This window comes from Macrococcus epidermidis (genome assembly GCF_024205965.1).
Classification (GTDB): Bacteria; Bacillota; Bacilli; order Staphylococcales; family Staphylococcaceae; genus Macrococcoides; species Macrococcoides epidermidis.
Map to the genome: position 1 here is coordinate 246,223 of NZ_CP073819.1, position 16,549 is coordinate 262,771.

Sequence of the window (16,549 nt, forward strand, 5' to 3'; positions counted from 1 at the left end):
GTGGATTGATGCATGAAAATATTAATGTATGGTACTAGAGAAGACGAAAAAGAAGCCGCCTTAGCATGGGCACAAAAAGAAAATGTTGATGTAATTTTTAATGATGGTCCCTTAACAATGGAAACGGTAGATTTATTAGATGGATATGAGGCTGTGACAACGAGTCAGACAGCGCAATTTGATGATAGATTATATGAAATAGTAGCAAATAAAGGGATTAAGCAAATTGCACAACGTTCAGCAGGTTTCGATATGTTTGATTTAGATTTAGCTACACAACATGGATTAATCATTTCGAATGTACCAAGCTATTCGCCCAATGCAATTGCTGAATATGCAGTAACCGCAGCGATGAATATTATCAGAAATACTGAAAAGATTCAGCGTAAAGTAAGAGAGCATGACTTTACATGGAATAAAACGATTATTAGTAAAGAAATGCGTGCAATGACAGTGGCAATTATCGGTACAGGTCGAATTGGTAGTATTACAGGACGAATTCTTAACGGTTTTGGCGCGAAAGTGATTGGTTATGATTTGTATCCAAATGAAGATGCTAAAGCGTTCCTAACGTATACAGATACTTTAGAAGAAGCGGTGCGTCAGGCAGATTTAATTTCTATTCATATGCCGCTTACAAAAGATAATACTTATATGTTCAACGCAGATTTATTCGCTAAAATGAAAGACGGAGTCTATATCGTCAATACTGCACGTGGTGGTATTGTCGATACTAAAGCGTTACTTGATGCATTAAATTCAGGAAAAGTAGCTGCTGCTGCATTAGATACGTATGAAAATGAAGCGCCATACTTCCCAAAAGATTTCAGAGATAAAGAAATTGAAGATAAAGTATTGTTGGAGTTAATCGCACGTGAAGATGTACAAGTATCGCAGCATATTGCATTCTATACTGAAACAGCAGTTATGAATTTAGTTGAAGGTGGTTTAAATTCAGCGAAAGAAGTTGTAGAAACCGGCAGCTGTGAGAATAGAGTTAATTAATATAATTTAAAAATGAAAGAGACAAAATTTTGTCTCTTTCATTTTTTTAATTTTTATGATTTATAAGTTAAAGTACTTTCAATATTTCTTAAGAGAAAAACTATCTTCTAAGTAACTGTGTGGTCATCATCAACAGGAAAGAAAGTATGATCATAATTGCAACCCATCCCCAGGCAAGTGTCATATCATTATTATCTATAGCAACATAGATTGCTGTTGGCATTGTTTCGGTGATGCCTGGAATATTACCTGCAAATATAAGTGTGGCACCAAATTCACCGATCGCTCGGGCAAAGGATAATAAAATGCCTGTGAGCAAGGCCGGTTTAGCAAGCGGTAAGATGATATTTGAGTAGATTTGTCTTTTTCTTGCTCCGTCTACAACTGCAGCATTGATGATGGTTTGAGGTACTTGTTCGATACCTATTTTAAGGGATTGATACATGAGTGGCAGTGCGACAAGTGTTGATGCCAGAATAGCAGCATAGATTGTGAATATTATTGGTTGATTGAAGAGTTGTTCAATTAACTTTCCGATGATGCTTTTCTTTCCGAATAGTATTAGTAGTATGAACCCGACGACGGTTGGGGGTAAAACCATAGGCAGCATGATAAGGGATTCTAAAATAGATTTCCCTGGAAATGATCTGGTGCCTATAAAATAATGAAGCGTTATACCGATGATAAGACTAAGGAATGTTGCAACTGTAGCGACTTTTAATGAAATGAGAATCGGCGATAAAAATGTATCGCTAGTAATAAGTTGTTGCATTGCTCCCCTCCTTATCTTTTCTTCTGGTTAAAGATTTAAGCTTATTATAGCACTATATATGTTTCCTGATAATAACACGATGGAGGGTAATGAAATGAAAAAGAATTAAAATTACTGCATGATTCTGCTTCATTTATTAAAGAAATTATTGCAAAAGCACAAAAAGTGAAATAGCCATTAATACATTTTTAGAGAGACGAAAGTCTCTCTTTTTGTGTGAACAATATATTTGATTATTCATGGAATTTACTATTTAATTACAGATAAGAAGAGACAGGCGGCGATGATAATGAATAGATTAATACTTAACATTAAACCGAAGACACAGTGGTTTCCGCATTTTTATCTATTAGGATGTGAAGCAGTAGCAGTGTCGATGGGATTAAGATATAAAGGTGTTAAATTATCTGCAAGAAAGATTTTAGCTGAAATTCCGAAACATAAAACAAATCCTTTTAAAGGCTATGTTGGACCGAAACGCATCATCAAAACGGACCGGCATCAAACTGTCTTTCCGAACGTGATGGTGGATTATTTAAAACCCTATTATACAGCGCAAGATAGTACTGGAAAATCAATGGCAGAATTAGAACAAGCAATTTTGAATAATCACTCTGTCGTACTTTATGCCACACATTTTAAAGTTGATCCGATTTTAAGAGAATTTAAAGTTGAAGGACGAAAACTTGAATTTGTATCGAACATACATATTACTTTACTTGTAGGTATGGATGATACATTTTATTATATGATAGATCCACTATGGGCAAAATTTGGATGGATTAAACTTCCGGCACTTTTTCCGATGAAACAACAATTAATAAAAGTGAAAAGAAAAACATTAGAGAAAAGGTACGAGAATGCAGGTCGAATGAGTATTATTATTTGAGGTGAGTGAAGTGGAAGAAACATTGTTTTTAGAGACAGAATTAGAAAGAAAATGGCGTGATCTATTTCATCAGAATAGAGAATGGATTGAGAAGCGTGCACGAGATGCAGATCTTTATGCTGAACTCAACCATGAATTAATAGACTGGCTCATAGCACACGATTATCACAAGTTAACACTGCCAGTAGAACATGGTGGTATGGGTGCTAATATTAAAGAACTGATTTATATACAAGCACAACTCGCACAGCTCGATGAATCAACGGCATTATCGATTGGATGGCATCTTGGTATTGTAGGTGAAGTGTTTGAAGGTGATTTATGGTCTGAAGCAATGATGACTGAATTTATTGATGATATTCATAACGGTGCCATAACGAATCGCATTGTGTCAGAAAGTGAGATGGGTAGTCCTACAAGAGGTGGTAAACCACGTACGAATGCGCAACTCATCGATGATAAATACGTGATAAACGGTACGAAAACATTCGCTTCTATGAGTGAACGACTTACACATTTTATTGTAGGTGCCTTTGATCCTGAACTTAAAGCGATGTGCTTTTATTATGTACCGAGTCATTTAGAAGGTATTGAAATTGTGAAGACTTGGGATATGGTAGGCATGCGTGCGACAGCGAGTCACGATATTATCTTTAATAATGTTACGATACCAAAAAAATATTTGCTGGAAGTAAATCGTGAACGTCGACCGAATGCATGGTTAATGCATATCCCTGCCATTTATCTCGGTATGGCAGAGCGCGCTGTAGATGAAGCGGTAAACTTCAGCATGCACTATCAACCAAATTCTATCGATACATCTATTTCTGAGATTCCGCATATTCAGGATAAAATAGCAAAAATGGAAATATTAAATATGCAATCACGTCACTTTATCTATCATGCGTGTGATATGCATTTAGCAGGTAAAACAGATGGCTTAGGGGAAACATTTGGGCTCGCAAAATATATTGTCGTCAATAATGGACTACAAGTAATCGATTTAAGTATGCGTATTTTCGGTGCGAAAAGCTTAGAGCAAACACGTGTGATGGAACGATTATATCGCTCAATGCGCGCTGGTCTGCATAATCCACCGATGGATGATGCTGTAGAAAGAATGATAGTGAATAAAATATTGCGTGAAGCATAGACTTGGATACCCAAGTCTATGCTTTTTGTGTAAAATTGACATATTTTAATTTGAAAATAACATTTGATTAATTTCTGAAACCATTTATAATTAAATGGTATTGATAATCAATCTCAATTAGGAGGATGAAAAATGAAAAAGTTTTTAGTGTTGTTAATCGCATGCATTATGGTTCTTGCAGCATGTGGTGGTACGAGTGATAAAAAAGAAACAAAAGATACTTCAGGGAAAGCAGAAATGGTAGATTTCAAATTAGATAATGGTAAGACAATCAAGATTCCGAAAGAACCGAAACGAATCGTAGTAATGGGCGCAAGTTATGTCGGAAATCTATTAGATTTAGGTGTTAAACCAGTAGGTGCTGATCAATATGCATTCCAATCAGACATTTTAAAACCTAAATTAAAAGGTGTAGAAAAATTAAATGCGGGTGAAATCGAAAAAATTATTAAATTGAAACCAGACTTAATCTTAACGTTCGATACAGATAAGGACAATTCAAAATATGCTAAAATCGCACCAACAATTCCTTTTACTTATACTAAGCATGGCTATCTAGATGTACATGAATTATTAGGTAAAATTGTTGGTAAAGAAAAAGAAGCGAAAGCTTTTGTGAATCAATGGAAAGAAGAAACGAAAAAAGATGGTGAAGAGATTAAACAACATTTGGGTGAAGATAAAACATATTCAATCTTCCAATTCTTCCAAAAAGAAATATATGTATACGGAGATAACTGGGGTCGTGGTTCAGAAATTATTTACCAGGCGTTTGATTTAAACATGCAGGATAAAGTTACGAAAGACGTTAAACCTACTGGCTGGAAAAAAGTTTCTGCTGAAAGCTTAGGCGATTACGCAGGAGATATCGTACTTGTTTCTAGTGATACAGGAAAAATTTCAAATACAGTAACTGAGTCTAAAGTGTGGAAAAACATGGATGCTGTTAAAAATAATAAAGTCGTACAATATGATGCGGAAGATTTCTGGTTCAATGATCCAATTTCTTTAGAGCATCAAAGAAAAGTATTAAAAGAAGCATTATTAAAATTAGAAAAATAAATTATTTCAAGCTAGCTGAGACTAATGTCTCAGCTTTTTTTTAAGACGATTGTAAACTTATTATTTATTTAGGTTAACGCTATTGCTATAATAAGATTATTCTGTCAGAAAAGAGGAAGATTATGAAAACAAAAGATTTGGTCATTGTCGGCATGTTTACTGCATTAATTGCTGTGTTAGGTTTATTACCGCCAATAAGTATTCCAGGTATCCCAGTACCATTCACATTTCAGAATTTAGGTTTTATTTTAGCGGGTTGTTTACTGGGTAGTCGATTAGGAGGGTTATCTGTTCTTATCTTTACAATCTTAGTAGCTATTGGACTACCAGTTTTGTCAGGTGGACGTGGTGGTTTTGCTTTATTTTTTGGTCCGACTGGAGGTTATATTCTTTCATTCACACTCATTGCGTTTTTAATCGGATTATTTGTTGAACGTATGAAGTCTCCAAAAGTGTGGCAAGTGTTTCTGATTAATGCATTAATTGGTGCATTTTTATGTAATTTAATTGGTGGTACGTTTATGGCATTTAATTTAAAGCAGGATTTATTCACTGCGCTTAAATCAGTGATGTTATTTATCCCTGGTGATTGTATAAAAGCACTGATTGCAGCAATACTTGCGGTAAAATTACGTAATAACCCATCTATTCAAAAAAGTTTACGCATAAATTAATATGCGTAAACTTTTTTTCTTGTATAGAAAAGGAAATATTACATTATACATGTTAATATGATGATAATCATATACATATTTACGTTTTTCCTATGATTTAAGAAATATATATAAGAGAGTGGGAAATAAATTGGAAACGATAGCAATGCGATTTTCTCGTAAAGATGTGGAATTAATGAATGGAAAAGATTTTAGAGTACCTGATGTGTTATTGATAAAGCCATGGTATGTTTCAAGATTCCATCAGGAAAGAAAAAGTTGTCAGCATATTAAACAGTTGATTACACAAAACCAACTAGAAGTAGAAAAAACGTATGCTGTGAAAATTAAGCTGATAGATCAGAGAACGATTAAACATGTGGATCAATATACATACGAATTAAATTATTATTTTGATGATGTACTGAAAGCAACGGTGATATCAACTTATATAGAAGAGGTGTCTCATGCAGTTTCAAATCACATTGGATGAATTAAAACAATACCGAGATGCAGTTGCTGAAGTTTCGGATGATGCATTAATAGAAAAGAAAGTACCTGGCAATTTAGTGATGCATAAAGTAATAACATTACTCAATGTTCCTGAAGTGATTTCTAACCAGGCAACGTTCAAAAATGAGGTGTTTGTAGACGAACGACTATTCCTTGATCTATTTCAGGCAAACGACGTGATTGAATATAAAGTGACATATGGCAGGCAGCTAAAGTTAGCTGGTACGATTCAATTAAAATAAAGTAGAGGACTTAATGATTAAGTCCTCTACTTTATTTATTCAGTTATTATTCTTTCAGGATGGCTGTATACATTAAATGTATCATTTCGTACAAAACCTACAGCAGTAATATTTAAGTCTTCAGCAAGTCCTATTGCTAAATCGGTAGGTGCAGATTTACTTAATATTATACCGACCCCAATTTTAGAAGCTTTTATTAAAATTTCTGAAGATATTCTGCCAGAAAAGATGAGTATTTTATCTTTTATTGAGATGTTATTTAATATACAGTGCCCGTACAGTTTGTCGAGTGCATTATGGCGACCGATATCATTGCGGTGTAAGTAGAAATCTTGTCCATCACTGAGTGCAGCATTGTGCAGACCACCAGTCACTTTAAAATCTGTACTTTGACTTTGCATCGTATGCATCAAATGAAAGATTTCATCAGGTTTGATTGAACGTGTTGTCGTAGCAACTTTTGACGTTTTCATATCATTGACAAAATAAAACTGGCGACTTTTACCACAGCAAGAACTAATCATGCGTTTTGTAAATTGACTTTGTGTTGTATCCACTTCATGCGCTAATTCGATATGACATAATCCTTTAGAATCATCAAGATGAAAATTTTTTATGTCACTATGTTTTCTGATAACGCCTTCAGATGCTAGGAAACCCATCGTAAGTTCTCTTAAATACTTCGGTGTACATACAATTGTAGCGAATTCCTCTTTATTCACATATAACGTCAATGGAAATTCATTCGCAATTGAATCCTCAACATTTATAAATTTACCATCTATATATTTCATCATTTTTTTATGTTGATATACTTCATGACTCATTCAATCAACTCCTATATACATATTATATTACAGTACATTTTAAAATTATATGTTGTAATTGACTTGCTCCTACAATTGTTTGTTCTGGGGATTACCCTACATGCTTAGGGAAATCCCCAATAGTAATCATTTGTGAAACGTTTCATAATCTATGATAAGAGGGCAAAACTGCAATTAAAGGAGTGTTATGAATGGCAATTGGTACGGGATTACGTTTTTTTAAACCTACAGAAAGATTTAATGGCAATTGGTCAGTTTTAGAAGAGAAGAGTCGTGAATGGGAGAAAATGTATAGACAACGCTGGAGCCACGATAAGGTAGTACGTACGACACACGGGGTAAACTGTACAGGATCATGTTCATGGAAAGTGTTTGTGAAAAACGGCATTATCACTTGGGAAAATCAACAAATTGATTATCCTTCATGTGGACCTGATATGCCTGAATTTGAACCACGTGGTTGTCCGCGTGGCGCATCATTCTCATGGTACGAATATTCACCATTACGTATTAAGTTTCCATATGTACGTGGTGTATTATGGCGCCTTTGGCAACAAGCTTTACAAGAACACGGAGACCCTGTTCGTGCTTGGCAATCAATCGTTGAAGATCCAGAAAAAGCACGTAGCTATAAGCAGGCACGTGGTATGGGCGGACATGTCCGTGTCAATTGGAGAGAAGTGACGCAACTGATCGCATCTCAATTGATTTACACAATCAAGAAATATGGCCCAGACCGTATCGCAGGTTTTACGCCGATTCCAGCAATGAGTATGATCAGTTACGCAGCTGGGGCACGTTTCATCTCTTTACTTGGTGGAGAAATGTTATCATTCTACGATTGGTATGCTGATTTACCACCAGCATCACCACAAATTTGGGGTGAACAAACAGATGTACCTGAATCAAGTGACTGGTACAATGCAGGATATATTATTATGTGGGGTTCTAACGTACCATTAACGCGTACGCCAGATGCTCACTTTATGACTGAAGTTCGATACAAAGGGACGAAAGTGGTTTCTGTAGCACCAGACTATGCTGAAAACGTAAAATTCGCAGATAACTGGTTAGCACCAAACCCAGGTACAGATGCTGCTCTTGCACAAGCAATGACGCACGTTATTTTAGATGAGTTCTATGAACAAAGACAAGAACCGATGTTTATTAACTACGCAAAACAATACACAGATATGCCTTTCTTAATAATGTTAGATGAACATGAAGATACTTTAAAAGCAGGCCGTTTCTTACGTTCAAGTGATTTAGGTGACACAAGTGAACATAGCGAATGGAAACCTGTGGTGTTCGATGATATTTCCAAGCAAATCGTTGTACCGAATGGAACAATGGGACAACGTTGGGAAAAAGATGTGAAATGGAATATTAAATTAGAAACAGCAGATGGTACAAAAATTGATCCATCAATGACGATTAAAGATAATGAATATGAAGTTGTTGAAATTGTATTCCCGTTCTTTGATAACGCAGGCAACGGTACATTCAAACGTCCGATTGCTGCGAAGAAAGTAACATTAGCAAATGGAGAAATAAAATACGTTGCAACGATTTACGATTTAATGTTATCTCAATACGGTGTTAATCGATTCAATACGAATTTAGAAGCGAAAGGTTATGACGATGAAACTTCAATCTACACACCAGCATGGCAATTAAAAGTAGCAGGCGTTAAACCTTCAGTTGTGGTCCAAATTGCACGTGAATTTGCACAAAACGCAATTGATACTGGTGGCCGCTCGATGATTATCATGGGTGCAGGTATAAACCACTGGTTTAACTCAGATACGATTTACCGTTCAGTATTAAACTTAGTAACACTTTGTGCAACGCAAGGTGTAAACGGTGGAGGTTGGGCACATTATGTTGGTCAGGAAAAATGTCGTCCAATTGAAGGCTGGTCAACAATCGCATTCGCAAAAGACTGGTCAGCACCACCACGTCTACAAAATGCGACAAGTTGGTTCTACTTTGCGACAGACCAATGGAAATATGAAGAAGCGGGTGTAGATACTTTAACATCTCCATTAGCTGAAAACGTAAAATATACGCACCCAGCAGATTACAACGTATTAGCTGCACGTTTAGGATGGTTACCATCATATCCACAGTTCGATAAGAATAGTCTGTTATTCGGTGAAGATGCACGTGACGCTGGTAACTTCACGAATGAAGAAGTATTAAAACGTGCTGTTGAATCTGTAAAATCACGTGAAACAAAATTTGCAGTAGAAGATCCGGACGCGAAACAAAACCACCCGAAAACTTTATTCGTATGGCGTTCAAACTTAATTTCGAGTTCAGCGAAAGGGCAAGAGTACTTTATGAAGCATTTATTAGGTACGAAACACGGCTTACTTGCAGAACCAAATGAACGAGAGAAACCAGAAGAAATCACATGGAGAGAAGATACTGAAGGTAAATTAGATTTACTTGTAGCACTTGATTTCCGTATGACAACAACACCTTTATATGCAGATGTTGTATTACCGGCAGCAACATGGTACGAAAAACATGACTTATCTTCAACAGATATGCATCCATTCGTACATCCGTTCAATCCAGCTGTTGACCCACTTTGGGAATCTAGAAGTGACTGGGATATTTACAAATCTATCGCGAAGACATTCTCTGAAATGTCAGAACGTCATTTACCAGGTACGTTTAAAGATGTCGTAACAGCACCACTTGCACATGATTCACAACAAGAAATTTCAACACCGATGGGTATTGTCAAAGATTGGACAAAAGGCGAAGTAGAACCGATTCCAGGTAAGACGATGCCAGGATTTGCAGTCGTCGATAGAACATATACAGATGTATATGATAAATACGTGTCTGTTGGACCATTACTTGAAAATGGTAAAGTCGGCGCACACGGTGTTGCGTTCAGCGTTAAAGAACAATACGATGAGTTACGTTCAATGGTAGGCACTTACGAAGATGATACAGTGAAAAATGGTAAGCCGAGAATTGATACAGCGAAACGTGTTGCAGATGTTATCTTAAATGTATCGTCTGCAACGAACGGTCAAGTATCCCAAAAATCATATGCTGATTTAGAAGAACAGACAGGTATGGAATTAAAAGATATTTCAGCAGAACGTGCAGCAGAAAAAATTACATTTGCAAATATTACTGCACAACCACGTGAAGTAATTCCAACAGCTGTGTTCCCGGGCTCTAATAAATTAGGTCGTCGTTATTCACCATTTACAACAAATATTGAACGACTAGTACCTTTTAGAACGTTAACTGGACGTCAAAGTTACTACATCGATCATGAAGTATTCCAGCAACTTGGTGAAGCTTTACCAGTGTATAAACCAACTCTGCCACCTATGGTATTCGGTACGAAGGATAAACAGATTAAAGGTGGCGTAGATAGTTTAGTGTTACGTTACTTAACGCCCCACGGTAAATGGAATATTCATTCAACATACCAGGATAACCTTCACATGTTAACTTTATTCCGTGGTGGTCCAACGGTTTGGATCAACAACGAAGATGCAGCAAGTCATGAAATTTATGATAATGACTGGTTAGAAGTTTACAACAGAAATGGTTTAGTGACAGCACGTGCGGTTGTTTCTCACCGTATGCCACGTGGCACAATGTTTATGTATCATGCACAAGATAAACATATTCAAACACCAGGGTCAGAAATTACAGATACACGTGGAGGCTCACATAACGCACCGACACGTATTCACTTAAAGCCAACGCAACTTGTTGGTGGATATGCGCAAATTAGTTATGGATTCAACTACTACGGACCAATCGGAAACCAACGTGATGTTTACGTTGCTGTTCGTAAGATGAAGGAGGTTGATTGGCTTGAAGATTAAAGCTCAAGTTGCAATGGTGATGAATTTAGATAAATGTATCGGCTGTCATACATGTAGTGTGACATGTAAGACGACATGGACAAATCGTCCGGGTGCTGAATATATGTGGTTTAACAACGTAGAAACGAAGCCGGGTATCGGTTATCCAAAACGTTGGGAAGATCAGGAGCAATATAAAGGTGGATGGCAATTGAGTCGTAAAGGAAAGTTAGAGCTGAAATCTGGTTCTAAACTTTCTAAGATTGCCTTAGGTAAGATCTTCTATAATCCTGATATGCCGGAAATGAAAGATTACTATGAACCATGGACGTATAATTATGCTGATTTAACGAATGCAAAAGAGAAAAAGCACTCTCCGGTTGCTCGTGCAGAATCACTAGTTACAGGTAAGAAAATGGATTTAGAATGGGGACCAAACTGGGAAGATGATTTAGCAGGTGCTCATATTACTGGTCCAACTGACCCGAACATTGAAAAAATCGAAGAAGAAATCAAATTTAATTTTGAACAGACGTTTATGATGTATTTACCGCGTTTATGTGAACACTGTTTAAATCCAAGTTGTGTCGCAAGTTGTCCGAGTGGTGCAATGTATAAACGTGATGAAGATGGTATTGTCCTTGTAGATCAGGATGCATGTCGCGGATGGCGCTATTGTATGACCGGTTGTCCTTACAAAAAGGTTTACTTCAACTGGAAAACGAATAAAGCAGAAAAATGTACATTCTGTTTTCCACGTGTTGAAGCTGGTCTTCCGACAGTATGTTCTGAAACTTGTACTGGTCGTATGCGTTACTTAGGGGTGTTACTGTATGATGCAGATAAAGTATTAGAAGCAGCATCAGTTACAGATGAAAAAGATTTATATCAATCTCAACTTGATTTATTCCTAGATCCGTTTGATCCAGAAGTAATTGCGCAAGCTGAACGTGATGGCATAAGTCAGGAATGGATTGAAGCAGCACAAAATTCACCAGTATATAAATTAGCAATTGAATATAAATTAGCATTCCCATTACATCCTGAGTATCGTACATTACCAATGGTTTGGTATTGCCCGCCACTTAGTCCGATTATGAACTACTTTGAAGGAAAGGATTCAATTAAGAATCCGGATATGATTTTCCCGGCCATTGAAGAAATGCGTTTACCAATTCAATATTTAGCGAATATGCTGACAGCAGGAGATGCTGAAACAGTGAAGCGCGCATTACAAAAAATGGCGATGATGCGTAGTTATATGAGAGCTATTTCAAGCGGTAAAGATTTCGATGAATCAAGACTTGATCGTGTTGGTTTAACAGCACAACAAGTAAAAGCAATGTATCGCTTACTTGCGATTGCTAAACATGAAGATCGTTTCGTCGTTCCGACATCACATAAAGAAGGTTATGTAAATACGTATAGCGCTCAAGGTGGCGAAGGTTATACAAGTGACAACTTCGGAGCAGATTGTGATGGTTGTGGACCAGTACCAGCTGGTAAATCAGGAAAAGAAGTGTATGAAGATAACTTCTACGGAGGCATTTGGCGTGATTGATTTAAATAAATTATACGAGTATAAAAAGTCATTCGGATTTTTTAGCCACCAGCTCGTTTATCCTGAAAAATTAAACTTCCATCCTAAAGCTTTTGAAGGTGTGTTTGACAACGATCATCCAGCTTATGAAGCGGTCAATCAATACTGGAAAGATATGCATGAAATTAGTCTGTCAGAAATACAGGAAGTCTATACTTCTACATTTGATTTCGAGAAAAAAACGACATTATATATGACATTTGTGAAGTTCGAAGATAAAAAAGAACGCGGACAAATGCTTGCACGATTAAAAGTATTATATGAAATGTTCGGTTTAGAAATGCCGTCATCTGAGTTATCGGATTTCTTACCTTTAATGTGTGAATTTATTTATGCAGCTGAATGGCGTGGGGATGATCGCGCTGAAGAAAGTATGCAGCTAGTACTTATGGTCATTGAAGACGGTACTTATAATTTGCTCGGTGCATTAGAGAAGATTCAAAGTCCATACTACAATTTAATCCTTGCTATTCGTGAAACTTGTAAAGCGTGTCTATCAATAGACGATAAAGAGGTGACATCACATGCTTAGTCAATTACTATGGGTAATCTTTCCATACGCATGTATTGCTATATTTATTATCGGTCATATTTTCCGTTTTAAGTATGATCAGTTCTCATGGACTGCGAAGTCAAGTGAGTTTGTAGAAAAGAAACAACTGATGTGGGGAAGTATTTTATTTCATTTAGGTATTATTCCAGTTATAATGGGCCACATTGTCGGGCTTGGAATTCCTGCAAACTGGTTAAGAGCAATAGGTATAAATGATCATATTTATCATATCGGAGCGGTATACATTGGAAGTATTTTTGGTATTGTAACGCTTATCGGTATGTTATTATTAACAGCAAGACGGATCACGAATCAAAATGTAAGGCATTTAAGTTCTGCATCAGATATATTAGTAAACTTATTGTTATTGTTGATTGTATTCTTAGGTTGTTATTCAACAATCGTAACGAATGCTACAACACCAGATTTTGATTATCGTGCGACCATTTCAGAATGGTTTAGAGGGTTGTTAATTCTTAGACCTCAAGCAGAATTTATGCTAAATGTACCACTAGCATTCAAACTGCATGTCATCTCTGGATTTTTAATTACAGCACTATGGCCATTTACACGACTCGTTCATGTGTGGAGTGTACCAGTAAACTATGTAGGTCGTAGTCATATTATTTATCGTAAACATAGATAACGGTTAGGAGAGGTAGCATGGAAGCGATACACTATAATTATCAAGATGAAGTAGATCAATTAAAAGATAAATTAAATGTAGATTTTGTTGGCCTTGCAATGCCCTCTGATCTAATCTTACAGACTGATATACATTGGACATTTGTATCGGGAGCTACAAACGAAAGATTTAAAAAAATAGAACTTCAAAAAGGAAAGGGTATCGCCGGATTTGTTCTCAAATCCGGCCGTTCCTGGATAGAATTAGATATTTCAACAAGCAGTATTGCAACGCATATTTTTGATTTTCCGATAGTGAGATTCGAGAAGTTAACTAATTTTATGGCTATACCTCTTTGGAAATATAATAAAGTGGCAGCGGTTCTACTTGTCGGCAATAGAGAACAACGTCCATTCAATCTAGAAGTTTATGAAACAATTAATGGTGAGTTAGATAAAGGATTTGGTGCATTTTATCGTAAGGATGTGATTAATAGTGTCACTTAGTATGAATCAATTTAATCAGAATTTATTAGAAGAACTGATCAAATATTATTACAATGATACGGAAGAATTAATCATTTTCATCAATGCGGATAACTCAATTATTACGATGAATGATGCTGCAAAACGAGTACTAAATTACGAAAAGAATTTAGATGTGTTACTTGAAAGTTTTTGTTCAACTTGTATGGGTTATACAAATGAACATGCATTGATGACCTGTATGAATTGTTTTATGAAAGAAGATAAAAACAATCAATCATTTCAACTCTTTTTAAAGAATGAAATTGGAGAACCTGTTGCATATTCAGCATCTTATGTAGTACTTCAGAATGCACCAAATGTGAAAGTCCTTACATTACAAAATGTTTCTCCACAACTTAGAACGCAGGAGATGCTACATCAAAAAACTATCACGAAAAAAATTATCAATGCACAAGAGAATGAAAGAAAAAGAATTTCTCGAGAATTGCATGATAGTGTAGTTCAGGAACTACTCAATGTTGTGGTTGATTTAAGATTGCTGAAATATAAAGATGATGAAGATAGAAATAAGCATATACAGCTCATGGAAGGTTCAATGTCACGACTGATGAATGATATTCGGAATTTATCGCTTGAATTGCGTCCTTCCTCACTTGATGATCTGGGTCTTGTTGCAGCATTTCGCTCGCACTTCAAACAATTAGAGAAGAACTATGGTTTAGATGTCCAGTTCGATACAAACATACAGTCGGAGCGCTTCTCAAATGAAATAGAAACTGCAGTTTACCGTATAACACAGGAAGCGATACTTAATGCTTTAAAATATGCAAATGTTGATGTGGTGCACGTATTAGTTCAAAAAGAAATAGATGAACTGATTGTAGAAATTAGTGACAATGGAGATGGATTTGAGATTGGACAGACACCTAAAGGCACAGGGCTAGGTTTATATGGAATGCAGGAACGTGCAGAAATCGTAAATGGCTCTGTAAAAATTAACAGTGAGAAAGGTAAGGGGACTTTTGTAACACTCACCATTCCACTGTAGGGGGAGTAACATGAAAATAGTAATTGCTGATGATCATGCAGTGGTCAGAACTGGTTTTTCCATGATTCTTAACTATCAGAAAGACATGGAAGTTGTTGCAACTGCTGCTGATGGATTAGAAGCATTTCAAGTTGTAGCAACACATAAACCGGATGTGTTAATTATGGATTTAAGCATGCCACCAGGAGAATCTGGATTAATTGCAACCGGCAAAATTAAAGATGCATTTCCTGATACTAAAATATTGATTCTTACGATGTATGATGATGATGAGTATTTATTTCATGTATTAAAGAATGGCGCCAATGGCTATATATTAAAAAATGCACCGGATGAAGAACTGATTCAGGCAGTAAAGACAGTTTATGCTGGAGATACTTATATTGATCCGAAGATGGCAACCTCACTTGTTCATGAGCTCATTCATCATGATAGTGAATACTCGGCAAAAAATGATCACTTAAAAATACTATCTAAAAGAGAGTTAGAGATTTTACCACTCATCGCTAAAGGCTATGGTAATAAAGAGATTGCAGAGATGCTCTTTGTTTCTGTTAAGACAGTCGAAGCACATAAAGCAAGAATAATGGATAAGTTGAACTTAAAATCAAAGCCTGAGCTAGTAGAATATGCTTTAAAGAAAAAATTATTAGATTTTTAGGACGTGGAGATATGCAACAATTCCAGACAAAGATGAAAGCATTACGCATATTAGAAAATGAGCATATGCTCATTAGAAGTTTAATGCATGAATGGTTTAGTGAAATGCAAATTGTTAAAACATGTGCACCGCTCGCACGTTTTGAACATGTAAACAACATACGTAAACTGATGACAGCGTTTATTCCCATATTGATTAAGCATCAGGAAAAGGAATCCCGCTTCTTCTTTCCTATCCTAGGTTCTTACATCGGAACAGATCAAGGTCCCATTATTACGATAGAAGCAGAACACGATGAGATGATGCAGTATTTTGATCACTTCTTAGAGGTGACAAAGGTGATGAATTACGAAGTGGATGATATCCCTTTAATCATGCAGGATTTAAATGAAGGCTATGAAATCTGTATGGTACATATGTATAAAGAAGAAAATGTACTGTTTCCGATGGCAGAAAAAGTATTCAAGATTAAAGATGAAGATTTGCTGCTGGAAGTAGTGAATACAAAGATAATATAACTTTGAAACGCAGAATAATAATTATTCTGCGTTTTACTTTTTGTACTGTACAACATATAGGGAAACTTTCCTCATCATAGGGGAAATCCCCAATT

Annotated in this window: 17 protein-coding genes; 15 read left to right on the forward strand and 2 right to left on the reverse strand. The window is 36.2% G+C overall.

What is annotated here, in order from left to right; genetic code table 11:
- Positions 1 to 12: 12 nt before the first annotated feature.
- Positions 13 to 1,005 (forward strand): D-2-hydroxyacid dehydrogenase, encoded by a 993-nt coding sequence (locus KFV12_RS01315; RefSeq protein ID WP_239242094.1) that lies wholly within the window; start codon positions 13 to 15, stop codon positions 1,003 to 1,005.
- A 100-nt stretch (positions 1,006 to 1,105) separates the two neighbouring features.
- On the opposite strand, the gene modB is transcribed toward KFV12_RS01315, so the two are convergent.
- A complete protein-coding gene (gene modB / locus KFV12_RS01320; protein WP_239242093.1) occupies positions 1,106 to 1,777 on the reverse strand; it encodes a molybdate ABC transporter permease subunit in 672 nt (223 codons plus the stop codon).
- A gap of 289 nt (positions 1,778 to 2,066) precedes the next feature.
- Between modB and KFV12_RS01325 the strand changes: the two genes are divergently transcribed.
- The 6 genes from KFV12_RS01325 (at position 2,067) to KFV12_RS01350 (ending at position 6,289) form a co-directional block, all read left to right on the forward strand.
- Positions 2,067 to 2,666, forward strand: coding sequence for a C39 family peptidase (locus KFV12_RS01325; RefSeq protein WP_240838607.1), 600 nt, complete (start codon positions 2,067 to 2,069; stop codon positions 2,664 to 2,666).
- Positions 2,667 to 2,676: 10 nt separating this feature from the next.
- Entirely contained in the window at positions 2,677 to 3,819 is a 1,143-nt protein-coding gene (locus tag KFV12_RS01330) for an acyl-CoA dehydrogenase family protein (protein WP_254257102.1), read from the forward strand.
- A 132-nt stretch (positions 3,820 to 3,951) separates the two neighbouring features.
- Positions 3,952 to 4,881, forward strand: a complete 930-nt coding sequence (locus tag KFV12_RS01335) for an ABC transporter substrate-binding protein (protein WP_254257103.1) — start codon at positions 3,952 to 3,954, stop codon at positions 4,879 to 4,881.
- Positions 4,882 to 5,003: 122 nt separating this feature from the next.
- Positions 5,004 to 5,555, forward strand: a complete 552-nt coding sequence (locus tag KFV12_RS01340; protein WP_239242086.1) for a biotin transporter BioY — start codon at positions 5,004 to 5,006, stop codon at positions 5,553 to 5,555.
- A gap of 130 nt (positions 5,556 to 5,685) precedes the next feature.
- Entirely contained in the window at positions 5,686 to 6,027 is a 342-nt protein-coding gene (locus KFV12_RS01345; protein ID WP_239242084.1) for a hypothetical protein, read from the forward strand.
- The gene (locus tag KFV12_RS01350; RefSeq protein WP_254257104.1) at positions 6,002 to 6,289 is read left to right on the forward strand and encodes a hypothetical protein; all 288 of its coding nucleotides are present in this window, start codon (positions 6,002 to 6,004) and stop codon (positions 6,287 to 6,289) included. Before KFV12_RS01345 ends, KFV12_RS01350 begins: the two co-directional genes overlap by 26 nt.
- Before the next feature lie 35 nt (positions 6,290 to 6,324).
- Here KFV12_RS01350 and fdhD read toward each other — a convergent pair whose 3' ends face one another.
- The gene (fdhD, locus tag KFV12_RS01355) at positions 6,325 to 7,116 is read right to left on the reverse strand and encodes a formate dehydrogenase accessory sulfurtransferase FdhD (RefSeq protein ID WP_254257105.1); all 792 of its coding nucleotides are present in this window, start codon (positions 7,114 to 7,116) and stop codon (positions 6,325 to 6,327) included.
- 191 nt (positions 7,117 to 7,307) lie between these two features.
- On the opposite strand from fdhD, the gene KFV12_RS01360 reads away from it, so the two are divergent.
- Genes KFV12_RS01360 through KFV12_RS01395 form a run of 8 tightly spaced genes read left to right on the forward strand, consistent with a single transcriptional unit; the run spans position 7,308 to position 16,454 of the window.
- Positions 7,308 to 10,982 carry a nitrate reductase subunit alpha gene (locus KFV12_RS01360; RefSeq protein WP_436970154.1) on the forward strand — a complete coding sequence of 1,225 codons (3,675 nt, stop codon included), beginning with the start codon at positions 7,308 to 7,310 and terminating at the stop codon, positions 10,980 to 10,982.
- Entirely contained in the window at positions 10,972 to 12,522 is a 1,551-nt protein-coding gene (narH, locus tag KFV12_RS01365; RefSeq protein ID WP_111716195.1) for a nitrate reductase subunit beta, read from the forward strand. The genes KFV12_RS01360 and narH overlap by 11 nt, the downstream gene beginning before the upstream one ends.
- Entirely contained in the window at positions 12,515 to 13,093 is a 579-nt protein-coding gene (gene narJ, locus KFV12_RS01370) for a nitrate reductase molybdenum cofactor assembly chaperone (protein WP_240838620.1), read from the forward strand. The genes narH and narJ overlap by 8 nt, the downstream gene beginning before the upstream one ends.
- Positions 13,086 to 13,760, forward strand: coding sequence for a respiratory nitrate reductase subunit gamma (narI, locus tag KFV12_RS01375; RefSeq protein WP_086037887.1), 675 nt, complete (start codon positions 13,086 to 13,088; stop codon positions 13,758 to 13,760). Before narJ ends, narI begins: the two co-directional genes overlap by 8 nt.
- 17 nt (positions 13,761 to 13,777) lie before the next feature.
- Complete coding sequence (locus tag KFV12_RS01380) at positions 13,778 to 14,245, forward strand: GAF domain-containing protein (RefSeq protein ID WP_254257106.1); 468 nt, start codon at positions 13,778 to 13,780, stop codon at positions 14,243 to 14,245.
- A gap of 1 nt (position 14,246) precedes the next feature.
- Positions 14,247 to 15,275 (forward strand): sensor histidine kinase, encoded by a 1,029-nt coding sequence (locus KFV12_RS01385; protein WP_240838623.1) that lies wholly within the window; start codon positions 14,247 to 14,249, stop codon positions 15,273 to 15,275.
- Positions 15,276 to 15,285: 10 nt separating this feature from the next.
- Positions 15,286 to 15,936 carry a nitrate respiration regulation response regulator NreC gene (gene nreC, locus KFV12_RS01390; protein ID WP_240838625.1) on the forward strand — a complete coding sequence of 217 codons (651 nt, stop codon included), beginning with the start codon at positions 15,286 to 15,288 and terminating at the stop codon, positions 15,934 to 15,936.
- Between the two features lie 11 nt (positions 15,937 to 15,947).
- Positions 15,948 to 16,454, forward strand: coding sequence for a hemerythrin domain-containing protein (locus KFV12_RS01395; RefSeq protein WP_188018007.1), 507 nt, complete (start codon positions 15,948 to 15,950; stop codon positions 16,452 to 16,454).
- The last annotated feature ends 95 nt before the right edge of the window (positions 16,455 to 16,549 follow it).